This is a genomic window from Bombella mellum (genome assembly GCF_014048465.1).
Classification (GTDB): domain Bacteria; phylum Pseudomonadota; class Alphaproteobacteria; order Acetobacterales; family Acetobacteraceae; genus Bombella; species Bombella mellum.
Genome location: NZ_PDLY01000001.1, coordinates 1 through 22,247, shown reverse-complemented (window position 1 = coordinate 22,247; position 22,247 = coordinate 1). Strand labels below are relative to the sequence as shown.

Genomic DNA, 22,247 nt, shown 5'->3' with positions numbered 1-22,247 from the left:
GGGACCGCCGACCGAGCCATAAAGACTGGCAACATACACGCCATCCATGACATGGCCATCAGCCTGCCCCCACTGAAAAGCAGACCGCCCTTCTTCAGCAGCCCCCCCCAGTTTTCCATGACTGGCCATGCAAAAAGTCCTGCCCTCCCGTAAAGGAAAGGCAGGACCCGTGCCGTCAGAAATCCGTAGAGAACAGACCGGGATGAAGCGGCTTACTGGCCGTCCTCACCACCATCTTCTTCCCCATCATTGGACCCGTCGGGTGAGACGGCAATGAAGAGCTGCTGGCCGTCACGCAGGATACGCAGCAGGGGCGGCTGGTGCTGCCTGAGGGCCTTCTGCACCAGAGCCACCACGGCATGGGGATTGGCAGTCATCTGGTTGCCGACGGCCACGATAATGTCCCCGGGGCGGATGCCCGCATGGTCTGCCGGGCTGCCTTGGGCCACGTCGGCCACCACACAGCCCTGCACGCTGTCATCCAGCCCAAGCTCCTGCCTGGTGCGAGGGGTCAGAACCCCGAGAGCCAGCCCCATCTTGCCGGACGGAGCCTCCGCCGTACCGCCATCCGTGCCACCTTCCTGACCGTTCCGGGTCTGGTTGCCGATCGTGGCCGTCAGGGACAGCGTCTTGCCATCCCGCAGGACCGTGAACGTCCCCTTGGACCCAGGAGCCATAGACACGACCTTCACGGCAAGGTCATGCGCACTGCGGACATCGTGCCCGTCCAGAGACAGCACCACGTCCCCGCTCTTCAGGCCAGCCTTGTCGGCCGGTCCACCCTTGATGAGATTGGCCACCAGCGCACCATGAGACGGCGCACCGGGATGGTCGCTGTTGACCAGCCCGAGGGCACGGGCCATCGTCGGCGTGATGTCCTGCGTTTCCACACCGATAAAGCCACGCACGACATGACCGGTCGTCCGCAGCTGGTCCACCACCGACCGCACCGTGGCGGAGGGAATGGCAAAGCCGATCCCGATGGACCCCCCACCATTGGGGGACATGATCATGGAATTGACACCGATCACCTTGCCATCCAGCGTGATCAGCGGGCCGCCGGAATTTCCGTGATTGATGGGGGCATCCACCTGTATGAAATCATTGTAGGCACCGGAATGAAGGTCACGCCCCAGGGCGGAGATGATGCCCGCCGTCACCGTGCCACCAAGGCCATAGGGATTGCCGACGGCCACGACCCACTGGCCCGGCTGCACGTCATCAGAATTGCCCAGCTCGACATAAGGCAGATGATCGGCCTTCACGCGCAGCAGGGCAATGTCCGTCTTCGCATCATGTCCGATGACCTTGGCAGGCATGGTCGTGCCGTCATCCAGCTTCACGCTGACCTTCGTGGCCCCGTTGATGACATGATTGTTGGTGACGATGTAGCCATCCGCCGAGATGATGAAACCTGATCCCCGTGCCTCCACCATGCGGCTGGACGGCATCCCCGGCATCATCTGGAACGGGAAGGGAAAGGACGGAAACGGGAAGGAGAAGCCCTGCGGGCCACCATTGCCCCCCGGCGCACCATCCCCCCCATCATCGTCTCCCCCCTCCCGGATGCGGGCCGTGATGGACACGACGGCAGGTTTGACCTGTTTCACGATCTGGACGAAATCAGGAATCCCCTGCCCGCCCGACATCTGCGGACGGATGGGGGCATTCTGGGCCACGGCGGGCAGGGGAACACTGGTCAGACCCAGCACGGCCAGACATGCCAGAGACAGACGGGAAGGCGACATCATCGCAAACTTTTCCTGACGTTATATGTTAAACACTTGTCAACAAGAACTGTCCTACAAGATAGGGACAGGACAGCACGCTCTGCAAGCAAGTGCCACCTAAAAGAAATGTAAGACGCTCCCACCTTCCCGCACCGGCGGCGTGGCAGACCTTGCTGACGAGACGGCAGACTTTTACAACGGCACCATGCAGACCACATCCTCACCAGACAGACAGGACGGTTTCTGGCCGGACTTCCTCCGGGGCATGAAGACCTCCCTGCCTCTGCTCATCGCCTTCGTGCCCTTCGGCCTGCTGCTGGGCAGCCAGGCCGTGCAGAAAGGCTTCTCCATCGTGGAGGTTCCGCTCCTCACGGGGCTGAATTTTGCGGGCGGGTCCGAGTTCGCAGCCGTCGGCCTGTGGTCCATTCCTCCTGCCATCATGCTGCTGGCGGGCGTGACGTTCCTCATCAACAGCCGTCACATCCTCATGGGGGCAACGCTGGCTCCCCACCTGCGCCACATGCGCCGCTGGAAAATCTTCCTTCTGCTCTTCTTCATGTGTGACGAGGTCTGGGCCCTGACGCTGGCCGACATGCACGCCAGACCGGGACGCCGCTTCAGCACCGGTTTCTATGCCGGAATCACGGTCTGCCTGTATGTCTCCTGGGTCCTGTTCACCTTCATGGGTGGCTGTACGGGAAACCTGCTGGGAGACCTGACACGCTATGGCGTGGACATGGCCTTTCCCGCCGTCTTCATCATGCTCCTCAAAAGCATGTGGAAGGGCGCACGCAACGCCTTCCCATGGTGTGTCAGCCTCGGCGTGGCCGTGCTGGTCTATCATGCCCTGCCCGGTGCCTGGTACGTTCCTGCGGGAACGCTGGCAGGCATCCTCACCGCCTTCCTCATCGTGAGGGGTGCCTGATGCTGCATCTCCCGGCCCTGCTGGCCATCCTCGCCATGGCCTTCGTCACCTATCTGACACGCATCGGCGGCTATCTCCTGCTCGCCGGCCGCCATCTCTCACCCCGGATGCAGGCCATCATGGACCTCATCCCCGGCTGCGTGCTGGTGGCCGTCATCGCTCCCGACTTCGCCACCGGCCGCCCTGCCGACCTCCTCGGCCTGACGGCAACCATCCTGGCCGCCACACGCTTCTCCCTCCTGCCGACCATGCTCTGTGGCGTCGTGACGACAGGGCTGCTGCGGGCCATCCTGGGCTAGCCGGTCCCGGTCCCGCAACGCCCTGAAGAACAACCGGAGGCGGTCCCCCGCCTCCCGCTCCCGCACCCCGCTGATGACCTCCTCCGGCCGGTGCAGGCAGGCGGCCCGATGAAAGAGCCGGGGACCATGATCCACCGCTCCCCCCTTGGGATCGTAGGCTCCGTAGACCAGCCTGCGGATGCGGAAATGCGTGATGGCCGCCGCACACATCGGGCAGGGTTCCAGCGTCACGACAAGCGTGCAGCCCTCCAGACGGACGGAACCACACCGACGGGCCGCCTGCCTCATGGCCAGAAGCTCGGCATGGGCACTGGCATCGCACCACTCTTCCACATGATTGCGGGCCATGCCCAGAACATGCCCCTCATCATCCAGCACCACGGCACCGACGGGGACCTCTCCTGCCCGTGCCGCCCCGTCCGCCAGAACGAGAGCCTGCTGCATGGCCTGCCGTACCGTCATGATCGTGGAAGAAGACATGGACGCACCCCCCCGAAGAGAAAAACGGACCATAATCCGCTCCCGACTGCTTTATAGGGCCGTAAATGGATTGCCAAGGAAAGGCCGGGCACGGTATGCGTGCGGGTTATGAAAGACGTTTCTTCCTCCTCTCCCGATACACAGCGTGGTGAACGCATTGCCAAGGCTCTGGCCCGCCGTGGGGTTGCCAGCCGCCGTGATATTGAACGGATGATCGAGGAAGGCCGCATCACCTTGGGCGGCAGCCCGGTAACCCACCCGGCCACCTTCATCCAGCCGGGCGATGTCGTCTGCGTGGATGGCAGACCCGTGGACCCGCCCCAGCGGACCCGCCTCTGGCGTTATCACAAACCCGCCGGACTGGTCACGACCCATCATGACCCTGAGGAACGCCGTACGGTTTTCGAATCCCTCCCCAAGGCCATGCCCCGTGTCGTCAGCGTGGGGCGGCTGGACCTGAATTCCGAAGGACTGCTGCTCCTGACCAATGATGGCGGGCTGGCCCGTGAGCTGGAGCTGCCATCACGCCAGTGGATCCGCCGTTACCGTGTCCGTGTCTTCGGCCTCGTGGACGAACAGCGGCTGAACTCCCTCGCGAAAGGCTGCGTGCTGGATGGCGTGCAGTACGGCCCCATAGAGGCCACGCTGGACTCCTCAAAAGGCGACAATTCCTGGCTGACCGTCAGCCTGCGGGAAGGCAAGAACCGGGAAATCCGCAAGGTGATGATGGGCATGAACCTGCATGTGAGCCGTCTCATCCGCCTCTCCTACGGGCCTTTCAGCCTTGGCAGCCTCAAACCCCACGAGCTGGAAGAAGTCCCCCACCGGACCCTGCTGGACCAGATTCCGGGCCTGAAGTCTGGCAAAAAGACCAGCGCATCTCGGTCCTGACACCATGAGGATCATCGCCGGTACGGCCCGGAACCGCCGCCTTCAGGCTCCAGCCGGGCTGACAACCCGCCCCACGGCCCAGCGTGCCCGTCAGACCCTCTTCGACATGCTCATGCACGCCCCCTGGTTTGGCCGGGAGGCACTGGAAAACGCCGTGGTGCTGGATGCCTTTGCCGGAACGGGTGCCCTGGGGCTGGAGGCCCTGTCCCGCGGGGCACGGTTCGCCACCTTCATGGAAGGAAGCCGCCCGGGCATCGCCGCCCTCCAGGCCAATCTCCGCAGCTGCGGCATGACGGACCGGGCACGCCTCCGCCACTGTGACGTGACCCGTCCTCCCAAGGCTCCCCATCCCCACACGCTCATTTTTCTGGACCCACCCTATCACAAGGGACTGGTGCAGAAAGGCCTGCGTGCCCTGTGGCGGCTGGGCTGGATTGCCGATGGTGCCCTGATCGTGGCGGAAACGGAAAGTGCTCCCCTCCCTGCCGAGGGCAAGGAGCCGGAAGACCCCTTCCAGCCCTTCCATGCCCATCTTCTGCCCAGCCTGTCCGCTCCCCCTCCGCCACTGCTGACACAGCGCAGTTTCGGGGCGGCAACGCTGCACGTCTGGCGACAGGATGACAGTGTCAGAGGCAGCCGTCCCTCTCCCTGAACGGACGGTGCGGGTGGTTCCACTTTCCAGAATCAGCCGGAACAGGCTATATTGCGCACCGACCGTGCCTTTCTGACCCAGCCAGAGGACCTGCCCCTGTGCTCTCCCGTTTTCCCCTTGCCGCCAAGCTGCGTTCCCTTCTGCCTGCCTCACGACGCAGTCACGGTGGGACCATCGACTCATTTCCCGGCCATGATCCGGTCGATGATGGCGACGGGATTCCGGCATGGCACGCCTCCCCCGTCTCCCGCATCCTCTCCGCCAGAATGATGGAAGTGCTGGGGGTCGTCCTCATCATCATGGCACTGGCCATTGCGGCCTCCCTCTTCAGTTTCAATCCGCACGATCCCTCCTTCAACACCGCCACGGGCACCGAACCGACCAACTGGCTCGGCCGCTTCGGGGCGACCGTGGCTGACGGCCTGACACAGCTTCTCGGACTGGCCGGGATCGTGCCAGTCCTCATCCTGCTGGCCTGGACATGGCAGCTGCTGCGCCATCATCATCTGGGGCTGCCCCTGCTGCGTCTGGCAGCCGCCATCCTGTTCTGCCCGGTGGCCGCCATGATGATCGGCCTGCTACAGCTGAGCCTCCCCGGGCTGGACGTCGCCTGGCCCACGAGCAGCGGCATAGGGGGAGAAAGCGGCGTCTTTCTTGCCCGGAAGCTGCTTGGCCTCGTTTCTGGCGAGACCGGCAGCATGGGGAGCATCGTCTCCATCCTGATCACCCTTGTTCTGGTCGCCATCCTGTGCCCCATGTCCATGGGCCTTCAGGGGCAGGAATGGCGGTCCGTGGGGCGGGGCCTGAGCGTCCTGTTCCGCCTGCCCGCCCGTGCCCTGTTCCGCCCCCGTGGCACGGCCCCCGAGATGGAACGCCAGACCGCCTATCCTTCCGGAACCGGTGGCCCGATCCGTCACGGTCGGCCCATCCAGGGCACGGCCCCCCTCCCCTCCGGCTTCATCATGCGCAACCTCAGCCGACAGGCAGAGCGGCCCACTCCCCCGGTCGCTCCCGGCGCACCGTGGTCGCCCATGCAGCAGGGAGCCGCTCCCTGGCAGAAGCCCCCCTCTGCACAGCCTCCCCAGCCTTCCCCCACACCGGCCCCGGTGCAGGAAGAAATGCCGCCTGTCCCCCCTCATGACGAGGACGCCGACAACCCCTATGCCCGCATGCTGGCCCACATCCGGCACGATCCCGGCAGGACGAAGACGGTCCAGCGTCGCCATGCGGAAGAAAATTACGACGACATGCCCGGCGTCCCCCTGACGGTCCAGCCGCAGGAACTGTCCGGCCCAGCCCAGCAACCCGGTTTCCTGAAACGCTTCATGGCCTCAGCCAGCCCCGCCTCCAGAAGTGAGCCGGAGCAGCACAGCACCATCATCACCGAGACCATTCCCAACGCCATCCCCGCCACACCAGCGTCGCCGCCACCGTCAGTCGCCTACCCGGCAGGGCATGTCCCCGCTCCCGCACATGATGGCAGCGTCACACCCGTGCCACAGGCTGCTCCCCCCCAGCCTGCCATGACACAGGCCCCCCTGCCGGGGCTGACCACACCATCCGCCTGGCTGCCCCCGGCCATCAGCCTGCTGAATCCCCTGCCCGACATGAACAAGACGGGTCCCTCCGAAGAGACCCTGCGGGCCAATGCCCAGATGCTGGAAAAGGTGCTGGATGATTACGGCGTGCAGGGCTCCATCACCGACTACCGGGCCGGGCCGGTAGTCACCCTCTACGAGCTGGAACCTGCCCCCGGTGTCCGCTCCTCCCGCGTGATCGGTCTGGCCGACGACATTGCTCGGACCCTCGCCGTTCTGAGCGTCCGTATTGCCACCGTCCCGGGCCGGAACGTCATCGGCATCGAGGTGCCAAACAGCACCCGGGAAACGGTGTACTTCCCCGAACTCCTGCTTTCCCCGGCATGGAAGGAAAACCGCAGCAAGCTGCCGCTGGCCCTTGGCAAGGACATTGCCGGGGAACCGATCATGGCCGATCTGGCCCGGATGCCTCACCTGCTCGTGGCCGGGACGACAGGCTCGGGTAAATCCGTCGGGATCAATGCCATGATCCTCTCGCTGCTCTACCGGCTCAGCCCGGAAGACTGCCGGCTCATCATGATCGACCCGAAGATTCTGGAACTGTCCATCTATGACGGCATCCCGCATCTGATGACCCCGGTGGTGACCGAGCCACCCAAGGCTGTCAGTGCCCTGAAATGGGCCGTGCAGGAAATGGACCGCCGCTACCGCCTGATGGCGGATCATGGTGTCCGCAACATCAGCAGCTACAATGACAGGATACGCCACCTGAAGGCCTCCGGTGAAACACCGACCCGCCGCATCCAGACCGGCTATGACCCGGAAACGGGCCGCCCCGTTTTTGATGAACACCGCCTGCCCTTGGAACATCTGCCCTACATCGTCATCGTCATTGACGAAATGGCTGACCTGATGATGGTGGCCGGAAAGGAAATCGAGGCCTCCGTCCTGCGTCTGGCCCAGAAGGCCCGTGCTGCCGGTGTGCATGTCATCATGGCCACGCAGCGTCCATCGGTGGACGTGATCACGGGAACGATCAAGGCCAATTTCCCGACCCGCATCTCCTTCCAGGTCACCAACAAATATGACAGCCGGACCATTCTGGGTGAACAGGGAGCGGAACAGCTCCTCGGCCGGGGTGACATGCTCTTCATGCAGGGTGGTGCCCGCATCACCCGTGTGCACGGACCCTTCATCAGCGACGAGGAGGTCGAGGCCGTGGTGGCTGACCTGCGCTCCAAAGGCTCCCCCGTCTACAACACCGAGGTTCTTGCCGACGATGAGGAGGAAGAAGACACGTCGACCAGCGGCAAGGGCGGGGGCCGTAGTTCTGACGATGATCAGGACAGTGCCCTTTATGAACAGGCGACCGAACTTGTGGTCCGTGCCCAGAGGGCTTCGACCAGCTTCGTGCAGCGGCATCTCCGCATAGGGTACAACCGGGCCGCCAACATCATCGACCAGATGGAGCGGGAAGGTGTCATCAGTGCCGCCAATCATGTGGGCAAGCGGGATGTTCTAGCGACAAAATCCTCTCTGGGGCTGGACCGTGACGAGGATGAGGACTGAGTCATGGCCCCGCCGCCCTTCTTCCACCCGAGGATGGACCTTCCCATCCTGTGGGAGGACCGGCATTTCGTCGTCATCAACAAACCGGCGGGACTGGCGGCCCATCCCGGCCCCCGGACACGGGACAGTGTAGAAACCCGCCTTGTCCCACAGAAACGGGGTGGCCCCTGGCTGGTCCACCGGCTGGATGCGGATACGGCAGGCTGCCTGCTCATCGCCCGGCGCAAGACGGCTCTCATTGCCGCCCAGCAGGCCTTTGCCGGACATGAGACCACGAAGACATACTGGGCTCTGGTTTCCAGCTGCCCCAAGGAACGGGAAGGCACGCTCACGACAGGGCTACGACGCATTTCTTCCACCAGCCAGGGCTGGAAAATGCTGTCCGGACCCATAAACGACGCGGCCTCATCAAGCCAGTCCGCCCGGACCTCGTGGCGTGTACTGGCCGCCAGTAAAACAGCCAGCCTGCTGGAACTGATCCTCCATACCGGACGGACCCATCAGGCCCGTGTGCATTGCGCCGCACTGGGAACACCCATCATTGGCGATGTCCTCTATGGCGGTCCTCAGGACCGGCACGGACTGCACCTGCTGGCCCGCTCTCTGGAAGTTCCCATCAGGATGATGACCGCTGAACCGGGCAGGGTCACCGGACAGGAACCCCGCTCCCTCCTCATCAGGGCCACGGCAGAGGACGTGAAACTGGAGCAGTTCCTCCAAACTCACTCCCTCTCCTCCTGACCAGCTCCCTCAGGCAGGACGGAACAGATCTGCTTCCAGCTGGTCCGGGTCATCTCTGTAGCGTTCAGGGTCCGTCTGTTCCGTTATGGAGAAATAGGCCCCGTTCTTTATGAAATCCATATAGTTGCGGCCTGATTTCAGGTAGTACTGGACACAGAGAAGCAGGTTATAATTCTTCCTGAGGATCGACAGGCTCTTCTCCTTTTCATGAAAAGGAATGCCCTTCTCTGGAATGAAAACGTCATAGGTTGCCGAATTGAGAAGCATGTAATCATACTCCTTCACGCCGTTATCCCTGAACTCATCTGAGGCCAGAAACCTGACGGTATCGAAATAGACATGGCCAGCCTCAGAAAAAAGACTGAAGACCTTGTCCCGGAACGTCCCGTCTTCCTCCATGAACATGGACTGCAGGGAGTTGTGCATGATGGCTGCTATGATGGGAAGATACATGGCTATGTCCAGATTATACTTCGCACAGACATAGGCCCATCTCCCTTTCCGGGAATAGAAATCCCCGAACGTCTGGCTGAACCCGTACATCAGTTCCTCAACGAACCTGTTGGCCGCAGGAACACGTTCCTTCAGGCTCTCTCCACATCGCTCCGCATGAATCAGCTCCGTCAGGATCGTGTTCTGTATCCCGATCACATCAAACCCGTTGGAATAATACGGGTCCCATATGCCATAGGAATCCCCGACAAGGGCCCAGCGGTCATCACTGACCCAGTATCTGCACTGGCTGGCAAAACGCCTCAGTATCCTGAAATCCAGAATGGGAAATTTCTTTTCCTCGATATAATCAATCAGTCGCCGGACATTCTGCTTCAGCCAGAGCGTCGTCTTCTCCCATGTGGCGAAATCCTGAAATTCGTACATGTTTTCATCAAAAATGATGCCAACACTTGTTGCTGTCTCAGAAAGGCGCAGTATCCATATCCAGTACCCGACCCCTTCCAGATGGATGGAACTCCATGACCGTCTCTCCGACGTGAACGGATTGTCAGCCGTCCGTGGCAGGAACTCATCCACGTCCACACCACCACCCACACGGAACCAGACCGAGGAGTGCTTGATGGGCAGCCTGTATGTGATGTCGAACTTTCTGGCCAGCAGCTTCTTCATCCCGGCGGCATCAACAAGCCAGGAAGCCTTCAGGACAAGCCTGCTGTTCTCCTTCCGGTTCAGGACCTGAATCTCTTTCGTACCGTCTTTTTCCTCAAAATCGATGAACTTGTGGTTCAGGTAAATATCCACATCATTTCTGACGAGTTCAAAAAGATCGTTTTCCAGTTTGCCACGTTCAAAGTGGAATGCCGCATTGGGGGGATAACTGTTGAAACCCATCTCCTTGTAGGAAGTCTCACCAAGATGGAAAAAACGCATCCCCATCTTGCGGGGATGTCGGGCTTCCATGAACTCCCTGAGCCCCAGCATCTGGTCAAAATATATGGCGGCTACTTCATTGAAGGACTCGCCAACCTTCTCCGATATGTCTTCATTGGGGAAAGACGAGTCATGCACGATGGCGACACGAAGGTCCTGATTCTTTTTCTTCAGCTGATAGGCCAGCGTCAGCCCGGCAAAACCCGCACCAATGATGACGACATCATATGTCATAATGCACCCCGTATCTAACCCGCAGGACGCAGCGGGCCACTCCAGTACGGTACAGATCACCAGTGCTCTTCGTGAAAAGGCACCCCGCCATACCGAAATCACTCCAGCAGGCAGTATCACCGTGACGGGCTGCGACGGCAAGCAGTTTTCGTAATGAAAAATAAACCTTCAGCTCATACCTGCCACATTTCCGTCCATACCGACGGAACTGTCACACAGGGTCCATCAGCATCCGTGTCACGGCCTTCTTGAAAGGGGCCAGACGGTTGGCCAGCATAAGTCCGGCCCGACGGGCCAGAGGGAATGGCCCGTCATCCCGGGTGTAGGCCACGGCAATGGCATTGGTCGCCGCAAAGAGCGGGAAAGTTGCCTTGCGATGTCGCCGCTCGAAACGCTGGAGCGACGCCGCATCACCCGGGTCACCAGGCCCTGCGCTCAGCTCCTGCACCAGCGTTTCCTGACCACGGATGCCAAAATTGAAGCCATGCGCCGTGATGGGATGCATCCCCACGGCAGCATCACCGATCAGGGCCACACGGGGCGCGTGGAAGCGATGGGCATAGACGGCCTTGAGCGGATAGGTGATGCGGTCGCTCATCACCCGCAGGAGGCCGAGCCGTTCATCCGTCCGACGGGTGATCTCGGCATTGAAATCATCCGGGGCGGCCACACGCAGCCGGGCTATGTCATCCGGCGGCAGGGTCAGCACCAGGGAGGAGATGTCCCCCATCCCCCCATCCGGCGCAACCGGCAGAAGAGCGATCGTCTGGCGTTCATCAAACCATTGCAGGGCCGTGTTGTCATGAGGCGTGAGATGCCGCATCCGGCAGACAAGGATGCTCATGCTAAAATCATGCACGATGGCCCCGATCCCGGCCATCTCCCGTATCCGGGAGAACCGGCCATCAGCCCCGACCAGAAGACGGGCCTGCATGGCCCGCCCGTCTGACAGGCTGACCTGTACCATCTCCCGCCCTGCCTGAAATCCTGTCACGCCCGTCTGACACAGCAGGGTGATGCCTTCCGTCCGCCTGACGGCCTGATGCAGGGCACGACGGATCAGATGGTTGGCGACCAGAAAACCCAGCGGCTCTCCATCCGGCACCTCATCATCAGCCGCTGAACCCGGCACGATGCCCGGAGCATGGAAAATCAGGGGCTGCCCTCCCAGACGGCCACTCTCCACCCTGGCCACCTCAAGGGGGCAGACAGCCTCGGCAGGAATATGGTCCCAGACACCATGCTGCTTCAGCCAGTGTACCGTATGATGGGTCAGGGCAATTTCCCGCCCGTCAAAGGAAGGCGACTCAAGCACGCCAGGCGGGGCTTTCTCCACGACGCTCACACGCCAGCCCTCACGGGCAAAGGACAGGGCCGCCGCCAGCCCGGCGGGGCCACCACCGGCGATCACCACATCACTGGTCAGAGACCCAGCCTGCTCCACCTGATGAACGTCACCATGTCGTGTCATGCCTGCACCCTTCAGTTCCCCTCTGGCCACGGCTTTAACGCAACCGGCATGACCCGGCAAGCAGCCACCCCAGCATCAATGCCGCCTGTCGTCCGCCCTGAAGGCAACAGGCTCCTGACCATTCCAGAAGGCCATGTGATCACCAATTTCCGGACGTTTCGCAGGCCGGTCCTGCGTCTCCGGGGTACCGACCAGCAGGAATCCGGCCAGACGGTGCGGAGCCTCCAGCCCGAGCTGGCTGAGCAGGGAACGGTCCTCGCAGAACTTCCCGCTGACCCACACGCCCCCGAACCCTTCCAGATGCAGGGCATTGAGGACATTCATGGCTCCGGCGGCCACGGCCATCTCCTGCTCCATGACGGGAACCTTGTGCTCCGGCCGGAGATGCATCCCCAGTGCAATGATCATCGGCGTCTCGGAAAAACGCCTGCGCCGCTTCTCACGTTTCTTCTCCGGCGCATCAGGCTCCTGACGGCCCACCGCCGCCACGACATGCCCGGCAAAGGCCGGACGGGCCTCACCCGCAATCACCACATAACGCCAGGGATAGAGATGCCCGTGATCCGGTGCCCTCAGCCCGGCGGACAGGATGCGGGCCAGCACCTCCCCCTGCGGAGCCGGAGCGACAAGATCGCCCGTCGAGGACCGCCCGAGCAATGCCTCGAGCGGAGAAACGGATGAAGCCTGCGTCATGGTGGCGATCTCCTCAAAACACCTGTCACGAACCGTATGGCGGACAGTCTCACCCACACGCTCGCAATAAGCAAGTTTGGAAAGCGGTGCATATTGGTATAGCAGGAGGATATGACAACCGAGACATCACGCACCGCCACGATCAGCCGCCAGACAGGCGAGACCGACATCACCCTCTCCCTCGCCATTGACGGGCACGGGAAAAGCAGCATCCAGACAGGCATCGGTTTTTTCGACCACATGCTGGATGCCCTGGCCCGGCATGGCGGGCTGGACCTCACCGTACAGGTGAAGGGTGACCTCCATATCGACGACCATCACACCATCGAGGATGTGGGCATCACGCTGGGAGACGCCCTCCACAGGGCCATCGGCGACAAGCGGGGAATCGAACGCTTCGGCTCCGCCCTCGTCCCACTGGATGAGGCTCTCTGCGAGGCGGTCGTGGACATTTCGGGCCGCCCCTTCCTGGCCTGGAACATCACCTTCCCCCGTGAGATGATCGGCTCCATGGCCACGGAGATGGTGGAGGAATTCTTCCGTGCCCTCTGCATGTCCGCCCGCATCACCGTGCACATGAACGGCCGGGCCGGAACCAATGCCCATCACATCGCGGAAAGTGCCTTCAAGTCCTTCGCTCGCGCCCTGCGCATGGCCCTGTCCCGTGATCCCCGCAGTGCCGGACAGATTCCATCCACCAAAGGGGTCCTGTAAGGCCCCTCACCACGATTTTTTCTTGATTTGTCTCCTGCTCCTGCCCGAAACAGGACCAGACATCTTGCAGTATGGAGAGAGTTTATGCGTGTTGTCGTAATCGACTACAATGGCGGCAACCTGGCTTCTGCTGCACAGGCCACCCGACGGGCGGCAGCCCTGCGTGATCTGGATGCCGACATCATCATCTCCCGGAGCGAACACGACATCCTTGCGGCAGACCGTCTCATCCTGCCCGGTCAGGGAGCCTTTGCCGACTGCGCCCGGGGGCTTGATGATGGCGGCATCCGTCCCCTTCTGGAAAAGGCCACGGCTGAGGGCACGCCCTTTCTCGGCATCTGCGTGGGGATGCAGCTCATGGCCCGGTACGGGCTGGAACATGGCCGCACGGAAGGCCTGGGCTGGATAGACGGCCACATCGCCCCCATGGATGACAGTGCCCGGCAGGGATTCCGGCTGCCGCACATGGGATGGAACACCCTCTCCTTCACGCCCGGTGCCCATCCGCTGACGGAAGGGCTCGAGCCGGGCAATCACGGCTATTTCGTCCATTCCTATGCCCTGGTGGGGGCCCGTGCGGAGGAGACGGTCGCCACGGCGGACTATGGCATGACCATTCCCGCCATCGTGGCCAGAGGCAACCGCTGCGGCACACAGTTTCACGTGGAAAAAAGCCAGGATGTGGGACTGACCATCCTTGGCAATTTCCTGACATGGCAGCCTGGCTGATGCAGGTACGGCCATGACCCAGTCTTCCGGCAGTTACCGGGCAGAACGGCTGGAACACACCATCTGCGATGACGACCTCGAAAGCCTGATGGAAAGCACCGTGGCCGCCATTCTGGCCGAAGGCGTCTTCGACTGGCACACGCCGCCCGAAAGTGGCGTCCTGCGGCGGTTCTTCGAAGGTCTTCTCCTGGTCCCCGAACGTGACGTTTTCATCGTCCGGGCACCGGATGGCAGCATCTGTGGAGCGGCCGTGCTGGCCCATGCCGCCAGCCGCTCCGAGACATATGGCACGAGTGCCACCATCACCGCCTTTTTCATCGTTCCCTACGAGCGGAGCAAGGGGCTGGGCAATCTGCTCATGGACGCCATCATCACACGGGCGCAGTCCCGTGGTGCCAAGGTACTGGACTGCCGTGTGCGTGAGACGCTGCCCGAGGCCGTCACCCTCCTCACCTCACTTGGTTTCACCCACTGGGGCACACACCCCTATTTTGCACGAATCGGAGACCGGACAGTGCGCGGATTATTCTTCTCAAAACTCCTTGTCCCTGAAGAAAAAGCCATGCAGTGGCAGCCAGTCAGCACGCCGCTCTCCGTGCCACACCATGGCCCCGCACCGGGCGGCCCTGTCGGCAAGCCGCTGACCCTCTACCCGGCCATCGACCTCAAGGGGGGAGCCTGCGTCCGCCTGCGGCAGGGCGACATGAGCGAGGCCACCCATTATTCCGACAATCCGCCCGCCCAGGCCAAGCTCTTCGAACAGGCCGGATGCCGTCACCTCCACATCGTCGATCTGGACGGAGCCTTTGCGGGCCAGTCCGCCAACGTGAAGGCCGTGGAGGACATCATCGCCAACACCTCCCTGCCCATCCAGCTCGGCGGGGGCCTGCGGGACATGAAAACCATCGAACGCTGGCTGGAAGCCGGTGTCAGCCGGGTCATCCTTGGCTCTGCCGCCGTGAAGGACCCCGGCCTCGTCCGGCAGGCCGCCCGTGCCTGGCCGGGCCGCGTGATCGCCGGAATCGACGCCCGGAAAGGCCGTGTCGCCACCGAGGGCTGGGCGGAGGTGTCCGAACTGACCACCACCGACCTCGCCCGCCGGATGGAAGAGGCAGGCGTCGCCGGAATCATCTTCACCGAGATCACCCGTGACGGCATGCTGGAAGGGCTAGACATCGAGCAGACGGTCGAGCTGGCCCGCCATGTCTCCATCCCCGTCATCGCCAGCGGCGGCGTGGGCACGCTGGACCATCTCCATGCCCTGCGTCAGGCCGCCGATGAAACACCCGGCATCACCGGCGTGATCGTGGGACGTGCCCTGTATGATGGCCGCATCAGCCTGCCGGAGGCTCTGGCCGTACTGGAGGGATCATGCTGAAACTGCGTGTCATCCCCTGTCTCGATGTCCGTGACGGCCGGGTCGTCAAGGGGGTCAATTTCGTCTCCCTGCGGGATGCCGGGGACCCGGTGGAACAGGCCCGCCTTTATGATGCCGCCGGGGCAGACGAGCTGACCTTTCTGGACATCACGGCCAGCTCGGACAATCGGGACACCATCCTTGACGTCGTCGAACGTACCGCCGCCGAGGTCCGCCTGCCTCTCACCGTTGGTGGTGGCGTGCGGAGCTGTGCGGACATCCGCCGGCTGCTGCTGAGCGGAGCCGACAAGTGCGCCATCAACTCCGCCGCCATCCGCACGCCGGACCTCATCAACGAGGCAGCAGAACGGTTTGGCAGCCAGTGCGTCGTCGTGGCGATGGATGCCCGCTCCAACGGGCATGGCGGGTGGGAAGTCTATGCCAAGGGCGGACGTGAACCGACCGGCCTTGATGTCGTCGACTGGGCCGAGCAGATGGCCGCACGGGGAGCCGGAGAAATCCTGCTCACCAGCATGGACCGTGACGGCACACGCTCCGGCTTTGACCTTGATCTGCTGAAGACCGTCTGCGAACGTGTCTCCATTCCCGTCATCGCCTCCGGTGGTGTGGGGGAGCTGGCCCATTTCGTGGAGGGTGCCCGGGCAGGAGCCAGCGGGCTGCTGGCCGCCAGCGTCTTCCATTTCGGCCAGTTCAGGATCGACGAGGTCAAGCAGGCCCTGCATGACGCCCGGCTGCCCGTCAGGCTGGGCCGCTAGAGACGGCATGACAAAGGACAGGAAACATATGCCCCAGGATACCATTTCCCCCCGTGAGAACCGCAGGGACGTTCTGGAACGGCTCTACCATACGGTCATGGCCCGCAAGGGTGCCTCACCGTCCATCAGCCATTCGGCCCGCCTCATGGCCCGGGGCCGGAGCAAGATTGCCCAGAAGTTCGGCGAGGAAGCCGTCGAATGTGTCATCGAAGCCATCAAGGGCGACCGGCATGGTCTCATCAGCGAAAGTGCGGATGTCCTCTATCATCTGATCGTGATGTGGGTTGATGCGGGCATCGACCCGGCGGATGTCTGGGCCGAACTGGAACGCCGCGAGGGCACCAGCGGCATCGAGGAGAAAGCCTCCCGCCCGAAACCGGCCTTCTGAAAGCACGGCTCATGGGTGGGTTGCCTTCCCGTCCCTTGACGTGGCCCCACCCCACTCCCCAATCATGAAGGAAGAGGAGGAACCCATCTCATGCCGACCACTACGCCCGCCTACGATCCCAACAATGTCTTCGCCAGGATACTACGGGGAGACATCCCCGCCGAACGTGTCTGCGACAGCAAGCATTCCTTCGCCTTTTACGACATCTCCCCCCTCGCCCCGATCCATGTGCTGGTGATCCCCCGGGGAGCCTATACGGACCTGCACGATTTCACGTCCCGTGCGAGTGATGAGGAGATCCTGGATTTCTGGAAACTGGTGGACCAGATTTCCGCCGAGCAGTCCCTCATCCCCAGCGGGTTCCGCCTCATCAGCAATGTCGGCCGTGACAGCGGGCAGGAAGTGCCGCATTTCCATGTCCATCTTCTGGGTGGCCGGGCACTCGGCCCCATCCTGTCGTCCGACCGGTGAGACGGCCCGTGATCTGGAACAGTTTCCCCAGGAAACTGTTCCAGATGAAGAAACGGGAAACGTTTTTTTACAAAAGCACGCTTTCCCTCTTGCACTTCCCCGCCGTTCCCTCTAGAGAAGGCTCACGCCTTTAGTCCCGTTCGTCTAGAGGCCTAGGACACCGCCCTCTCACGGCGGCAACACGGGTTCGAATCCCGTACGGGACGCCAGATACTTCATGAAAAATCCGGACCATCTGGCCTGACGGGCATCTCCCGCACATCATACTGACGCACCGTTCTTCCCTTGGGCAGGCAGACACGGAATGCGCCTGCCCACCCGGTTTCAGAGCAAGACCTTACTGCTTCTCGCCCAGAGCCTCGGCCATGACGGGGGCATCATAGCGGGGTGCGGCGACCTCCAGATAGGTACCCTGCCCCGGCCTGACAGCATCCAGAGCCTGACGCAGTGCCTTGGGCGTGCTGATGCGCTCACACTGCCAGTCCTTGCCGCCGAACCCACGGGCCAGAGCCGTGTAATCCCAGCTGGCAATGTCATTGTAATAACGTTCCCCGTCATCACACAGCAGACGCTCGATCAGATAGCCACCATTGTTCAGGACAAGAATGAGCGGATGACAGTCAAAACGGGCAAACTCACCAAGAGCCTGTACCGTCAGCTGATGTGACCCCTCACCAGTCAGCAGGATAATCCGCTTGTGAGGGGCTGCGATGGCCATGCCGAACGCCGCCGGTGTGGCCCAGCCGATGGAACCCCACAGGCTCTGCTCCTCATAGTCGACCCCTTCGGGCAGACGGACAAAGCCCATGCCCATGGCGACTGTTCCCGTCTCACTCACGACGATATCCCCGGCCCGGAGATGATCCCGTATGGCGGCATAGAAAGTGTGGGTTCTGATTACCCCATCATCCCCTTCATCAGCCTGCCGAGGGGGCAGTTCCGTCCCCAAATAGCCGGGACCGGCGGGACAGGACACGGTATCGGCCAGATCGGCAAGGGCTTCGATGACGTCGGCCAGATCGACGGCATGAATGGCACCATCACCAAAACGCACCTCATGCGCCATGACACTGATGATGCGTTCCGGGTCCAGCTTCTGGGTGAAAAGCCCGGTGTTGAAATCCGTCATCTCTGCACCCAGCGTCAGGACGAGATCGGCCTGCTCCACAAATCCGGCGACATCTTCCTGCACGAGATGCCCGCCATACATCCCCACGAATCCTTCAGCCTGTTCATCCACCACGCCCTTGTCCATGAACATGGTGGCATGGGGCAGGCCGGAACGGCTGAGGAACCGTCTCATCGCCTCCCGGCAGCCAAACCGGGCCGTCAGGATGCCCGGCAGGACACAGGGAGACCCGCTGCGTTCCAGCTCGGCCATGATGCGCCGTGCCACGATGGCGGCCTGTTTCCCGCTCCGCTCTTCCGGGAGGGACATGTCACCATCAGGCATGACCACGTCATCATGAGCCGCATCGGACGGAATGCCGACATAGACCGGCCGCCGCTCCCGACGCAGCGTGGTCAGGACACGCTCCAGCTCCTGCACACAGTTCTGTCCATCCAGAATGGTGCGGGCACAGACGACATGACCGGCAGCATCATAAAAGGCCGTGGTCTGCCCGTTGCCCAGGGTATGATGCACAAGCCGCTTTTCATCCAGCACGGCCCGCTTGGGCAGACCAACCAGATGGATGACCGGCAGATGCTCCGCATATGCCCCGGCAACGCCGTTCATGGCACTCAGCTCGCCAACGCCATAGGTCGTGTTCAGGGCCGCAATCCCCCGTATGCGGGCGTAGCCATCGGCCGCATAGGCGGCATTCAGTTCGTTGGAGCAGCCAATCCAGCGCATGTCCGCCCTGGCCGTGATGGCGTCATTGATCGGGAAGGCATAGTCACCCGGGACACCGAAAACATGCTCCACACCCAACCGGGAAAGCTGGTCCAGAAGATAATCGACAACCTTTGCCATCGTATTGCTCCTTTCATCATCGGCACGTCAGTCCGTGCCTCTGAGGAAAGCCTATCCAGCCAGCCTTCAATATGATAATATTATATTCCTATACAGAACATAGTCTTTTCCCTATGCCTTACCCCCAGCTGACCCTTCGGGAACTCCACTATTTCATGGCCGTTGCCACACAGGGCAGCTTCAGCCGTGCGAGTGACCAGCTGCACATCAGCCAGCCTTCCCTGAGCATGGGCATACGCTCTCTGGAAAACAAACTGGACGTCCGCCTTTTCGAACGGTCCCACAAGACCGTCACCCTGACGGAGAAAGGGAAGACATTCTTCCTTCATGCCGAGCGTCTGCTTGAAGCTGAGCAGAATCTCCACCGGGCGATGGCGGATGATTCAGGCCCCCTGAAGGGGACGGTCCATCTGGCACTCCCGCCCATACTGGGGGCGATCTATTTCCGTCCCATCATCCGGCAGTTCTGCAGCCTCTATCCCGATGTCGTGCTGAACATCGAGGAACATCCCTCCGACAGGCTGGTGGCCCAGCTTCTCGGCCATCACACGAACATCGCCGCCCTCATAGGGCCTGTCCAGAACAGGCAGCTGCGCACCATCCCCTTTGCGGAGGCGGAACTCTGCCTGCTGATGGCCGACTCACACCGGCTCGCAGGCCGGGAGAGCTGCTCCTTCACGGACATTCTGGATGAGAAGCTCGTCCTCATGAATGAGAACTTCAAAATAAACCGTTTCATCTCGGAGGCCTTTGCCAGTCACGGAGCCACGCCCCATGTCACCGGGCGCACGGGCGACACGACCCTCCTGCTGACCATGGTTCAGGCAGGTGTCGGCGTCACCATCATTCCGGCGGCCTTCCACAATCCGGCCCAGAATGACGGGCTGTACTGCTGCCCGTTGCAGGACCCGACCATCCGCATCACCATTTCACTCGCCGTCCGCCGCAACAGCCCCCTGAACAAGGCTGAAGAGGCCTGGCTGCAAACGAGCATACCCTGATCCTGCCTAGCCACTGGCTCGGTCAGTCTTCCAGTGTCGCCAGCACGTCACGGGACGACCGGACTCCTCCAAGTTTGGGGAAGAATGTTTCCGTCAGAAAGGCATGGGCCGTTTCATCACCATCGGCACAGGCATCGTGAATGACCGTGAGATCGTAATCAAGATCGAACGCCTGATTGAAGGTCGTCAGCACGACATGGGACGTGGCCACTCCGGACAGGAAAAGCCTTTCCACGCCTCTGGCACGCAGGATCATGTCGAGATCCGTACCACCGAAGGCTCCAATCCGCCGTTTCTGCACGACGGGTTCTTCCGGCTGCGGGGCCAGTCTGGCATCAATGGCGATGTCATGGCTGTCCGGCCGGGCCATGTCACTGTCCCGTATCCATGAGAACATCCTGTTACGCCTGCTGATCTCCGGATAACCCGGCCGGAAGCACACGGCCACATGGATGATGAAGCATCCGGCCTTACGGGCCGCTACGAGCACATCACCGGCACGGCCCACGACCTGTTCCGCCGTCTCAGGGGGCAGAAAATTCTTCAGAATGTAATTCTGGAAATCCATGAAAATGAAAGCCGTTCTGGCACCACCAGATTCAATATTCACCATATGTCCCTCCCTGACAGGCTCCATGACCCCCAGAAATGCCCTGACCCTAATCTGAATTCGGTCTCTCAGAAAGGAAAAAGACAGGAACCATGCCATAGATGGAAAAATTCCACATCACGTCCATTTCAGACTGAATACTTCATGAAATACCATGAATACTCACTCCTGACGCTCAAGGTGAGCCATCACTGAAACATAAAATCCATAAGAATAATCTTTCACAGAAAAAAGATTCATCTACATGACAAGAGCAGAAGATTTCATCACAAGAAAATGATGGATATTAGGAGAAACCATTTTTCCCCTAGGCTGAAAGCTTCATTAAAAACAGCAGGATGGTGGGAAAATAAAAATAATCATCATTAATATTATATTAAATTTTAATTTTTTCGTGGATAAAAGACAAAAATTATCAATCGTAAATAATACTATATTTCATAATCCCAAAAAATTTACTTATTTTACATAATAGTAACGTAAAATTGTATCAACTTTACCTCATTACATAATTTTTATTACATAAAACAATTTTACATAAATTTAATAAATACACATTTAATTTATATATTGATAATTCGCCATTGACCATACTTTATTTATTTTTTAACTGTTGAAAACCTCGAGGTGGATGCAATGTCCGCACCCCTCGGACCCGTTCAATATTCCTGCACCGCTCACAAAATTTTTTCTCTGAAAGGCGCGACCTGTGAAAAAAAAACGCACATCATATGATGCGGTTTTGTCTTCCCTGCCCACCAACGCCAGCCTGACCGCCTTTCACACCCTCAGCCACATCACGGGGCTGAACAAAAAACGTAACCGCTCAAAATATCTCAAGGCCTCTGCTGGCCTCGCCGTACTGCTGGCCAGCGTCTCTTCCTTCTCCATTACATCCACGGCTGCCCAGGCTGACGACACGTCCTCTTCACAGGGAGGTAATCGCACTCCCGGTGTCTATACTGATAACGATAACTTGTCCGTATATGGCGTATCTTATAATTCCATTGGACAAATAATATCTTACAAAAGCATATATAATACTGGATCGATACTATTCGATAGTGGAGACTCCAAACAAGGAAGAGTCACAGTCACTGGCCTCACCACGAATTTAGGAACCCTTCTTATTCATGGCGGCACACTGGCCGACATCAGCAACAAGGCCGGTACGGCAACCCTGCTCAGGAGCAGTGCTGGAGCTGTCACCAACGAGGCGGGAGCCACCTTCTCGGCAACCAACAGCACCATCGACACCGCCACGAACAGCGGTACCATGACCATCGGCAAGGACAGCTCCGTCACAAAAAGCGTCTCCAATGAAAAGGGAACGCTCAACCTCAGCGGCACCATCAAGGGTACGCTGGACAATGCCGCAACCGCCAACATCACCGGCGGTCAGGTCCTCGGAACGACGACCAGCACCGGAACGCTCAACGCATCCTCCTCAAACCTGGCCAACATCATCAACAAGGTCAGTGACAACTCACCCCAGACAGTCAGTACAGCTACCCTGCTCAGGAGCAGTGCTGGAGCTGTCACCAACGAGGCGGGAGCCACCTTCTCGGCAACCAACAGCACCATCGACACCGCCACGAACAGCGGTGACATGACCAT

General features: G+C 60.7%; 20 protein-coding genes, 1 tRNA gene and 1 pseudogene. 15 read left to right on the top strand and 7 right to left on the bottom strand.

Annotated features, from left to right (window positions below; translation table 11 throughout):
- Positions 1-212: 212 nt before the first annotated feature.
- Positions 213-1,751 (bottom strand): Do family serine endopeptidase, encoded by a 1,539-nt coding sequence (locus CPA56_RS00110; RefSeq protein WP_182040034.1) that lies wholly within the window; start codon positions 1,749-1,751, stop codon positions 213-215.
- Positions 1,752-1,890: 139 nt separating this feature from the next.
- On the opposite strand from CPA56_RS00110, the gene CPA56_RS00105 reads away from it, so the two are divergent.
- Positions 1,891-2,655, top strand: coding sequence for an AzlC family ABC transporter permease (locus tag CPA56_RS00105; RefSeq protein ID WP_326831266.1), 765 nt, complete (start codon positions 1,891-1,893; stop codon positions 2,653-2,655).
- A complete protein-coding gene (locus CPA56_RS00100) occupies positions 2,655-2,954 on the top strand; it encodes an AzlD family protein (RefSeq protein WP_182040033.1) in 300 nt (99 codons plus the stop codon). Before CPA56_RS00105 ends, CPA56_RS00100 begins: the two co-directional genes overlap by 1 nt.
- A 12-nt stretch (positions 2,955-2,966) precedes the next feature.
- Here the strand turns inward: CPA56_RS00100 and CPA56_RS00095 are convergent.
- Positions 2,967-3,416: pseudogene (locus tag CPA56_RS00095) on the bottom strand (nucleoside deaminase); the annotation flags it as partial.
- 126 nt (positions 3,417-3,542) lie between these two features.
- On the opposite strand from CPA56_RS00095, the gene CPA56_RS00090 reads away from it, so the two are divergent.
- The 4 genes from CPA56_RS00090 to CPA56_RS00075 all read left to right on the top strand — a co-directional run bounded on the left by CPA56_RS00090 (position 3,543) and on the right by CPA56_RS00075 (position 8,825).
- Positions 3,543-4,325 carry a pseudouridine synthase gene (locus tag CPA56_RS00090; protein WP_182040032.1) on the top strand — a complete coding sequence of 261 codons (783 nt, stop codon included), beginning with the start codon at positions 3,543-3,545 and terminating at the stop codon, positions 4,323-4,325.
- Positions 4,326-4,329: 4 nt separating this feature from the next.
- A complete protein-coding gene (locus CPA56_RS00085) occupies positions 4,330-4,977 on the top strand; it encodes an RsmD family RNA methyltransferase (RefSeq protein WP_182040031.1) in 648 nt (215 codons plus the stop codon).
- 98 nt (positions 4,978-5,075) lie between these two features.
- Positions 5,076-8,084, top strand: a complete 3,009-nt coding sequence (locus tag CPA56_RS00080) for a DNA translocase FtsK (RefSeq protein ID WP_326831265.1) — start codon at positions 5,076-5,078, stop codon at positions 8,082-8,084.
- A 3-nt stretch (positions 8,085-8,087) separates the two neighbouring features.
- Positions 8,088-8,825 carry an RluA family pseudouridine synthase gene (locus tag CPA56_RS00075; protein WP_182040030.1) on the top strand — a complete coding sequence of 246 codons (738 nt, stop codon included), beginning with the start codon at positions 8,088-8,090 and terminating at the stop codon, positions 8,823-8,825.
- Between the two features lie 9 nt (positions 8,826-8,834).
- On the opposite strand, the gene CPA56_RS00070 is transcribed toward CPA56_RS00075, so the two are convergent.
- The 3 genes from CPA56_RS00070 to CPA56_RS00060 form a co-directional block, all read right to left on the bottom strand.
- Positions 8,835-10,445: an NAD(P)/FAD-dependent oxidoreductase gene (locus tag CPA56_RS00070; RefSeq protein WP_182040029.1), complete on the bottom strand. Its 1,611-nt coding sequence runs from the start codon at positions 10,443-10,445 to the stop codon at positions 8,835-8,837.
- Positions 10,446-10,656: 211 nt separating this feature from the next.
- Positions 10,657-11,916, bottom strand: a complete 1,260-nt coding sequence (gene ubiM, locus CPA56_RS00065) for a 5-demethoxyubiquinol-8 5-hydroxylase UbiM (protein ID WP_229707236.1) — start codon at positions 11,914-11,916, stop codon at positions 10,657-10,659.
- 75 nt (positions 11,917-11,991) lie between these two features.
- The gene (locus CPA56_RS00060; RefSeq protein ID WP_182040028.1) at positions 11,992-12,609 is read right to left on the bottom strand and encodes a nitroreductase family protein; all 618 of its coding nucleotides are present in this window, start codon (positions 12,607-12,609) and stop codon (positions 11,992-11,994) included.
- Positions 12,610-12,720: 111 nt separating this feature from the next.
- Between CPA56_RS00060 and hisB the strand changes: the two genes are divergently transcribed.
- From hisB to CPA56_RS00025, 7 genes are all read left to right on the top strand, one after another.
- On the top strand, positions 12,721-13,323 hold the full coding sequence (gene hisB / locus CPA56_RS00055) for an imidazoleglycerol-phosphate dehydratase HisB (RefSeq protein ID WP_182040027.1): 603 nt from the start codon (positions 12,721-12,723) through the stop codon (positions 13,321-13,323).
- 84 nt (positions 13,324-13,407) lie between these two features.
- Positions 13,408-14,052 carry an imidazole glycerol phosphate synthase subunit HisH gene (hisH, locus tag CPA56_RS00050; protein WP_182040026.1) on the top strand — a complete coding sequence of 215 codons (645 nt, stop codon included), beginning with the start codon at positions 13,408-13,410 and terminating at the stop codon, positions 14,050-14,052.
- Between the two features lie 13 nt (positions 14,053-14,065).
- The gene (gene hisA, locus CPA56_RS00045; RefSeq protein ID WP_182040025.1) at positions 14,066-15,430 is read left to right on the top strand and encodes a 1-(5-phosphoribosyl)-5-[(5-phosphoribosylamino)methylideneamino]imidazole-4-carboxamide isomerase; all 1,365 of its coding nucleotides are present in this window, start codon (positions 14,066-14,068) and stop codon (positions 15,428-15,430) included.
- Positions 15,424-16,185, top strand: coding sequence for an imidazole glycerol phosphate synthase subunit HisF (gene hisF / locus CPA56_RS00040; protein ID WP_182040024.1), 762 nt, complete (start codon positions 15,424-15,426; stop codon positions 16,183-16,185). Before hisA ends, hisF begins: the two co-directional genes overlap by 7 nt.
- Positions 16,151-16,573, top strand: a complete 423-nt coding sequence (locus CPA56_RS00035) for a phosphoribosyl-ATP diphosphatase (RefSeq protein ID WP_182040023.1) — start codon at positions 16,151-16,153, stop codon at positions 16,571-16,573. The genes hisF and CPA56_RS00035 overlap by 35 nt, the downstream gene beginning before the upstream one ends.
- A gap of 90 nt (positions 16,574-16,663) precedes the next feature.
- Positions 16,664-17,044, top strand: a complete 381-nt coding sequence (locus CPA56_RS00030) for an HIT domain-containing protein (protein WP_182040022.1) — start codon at positions 16,664-16,666, stop codon at positions 17,042-17,044.
- A gap of 133 nt (positions 17,045-17,177) precedes the next feature.
- A tRNA-Glu gene (locus CPA56_RS00025) sits at positions 17,178-17,253 on the top strand.
- 128 nt (positions 17,254-17,381) lie between these two features.
- On the opposite strand, the gene CPA56_RS00020 is transcribed toward CPA56_RS00025, so the two are convergent.
- Positions 17,382-19,019, bottom strand: coding sequence for an alpha-keto acid decarboxylase family protein (locus CPA56_RS00020; RefSeq protein WP_182040021.1), 1,638 nt, complete (start codon positions 19,017-19,019; stop codon positions 17,382-17,384).
- Positions 19,020-19,090: 71 nt separating this feature from the next.
- On the opposite strand from CPA56_RS00020, the gene CPA56_RS00015 reads away from it, so the two are divergent.
- Positions 19,091-20,020 carry a LysR family transcriptional regulator gene (locus CPA56_RS00015; protein WP_326831264.1) on the top strand — a complete coding sequence of 310 codons (930 nt, stop codon included), beginning with the start codon at positions 19,091-19,093 and terminating at the stop codon, positions 20,018-20,020.
- Positions 20,021-20,042: 22 nt separating this feature from the next.
- Here the strand turns inward: CPA56_RS00015 and CPA56_RS00010 are convergent, their stop codons facing one another.
- Positions 20,043-20,633 (bottom strand): cysteine hydrolase family protein, encoded by a 591-nt coding sequence (locus CPA56_RS00010; RefSeq protein ID WP_182040019.1) that lies wholly within the window; start codon positions 20,631-20,633, stop codon positions 20,043-20,045.
- 706 nt (positions 20,634-21,339) lie between these two features.
- Here CPA56_RS00010 and CPA56_RS00005 point away from each other — a divergent pair.
- A partial coding sequence (locus CPA56_RS00005) for a hypothetical protein (RefSeq protein ID WP_182040018.1) occupies positions 21,340-22,247 on the top strand: 908 nt, incomplete at its 3' end.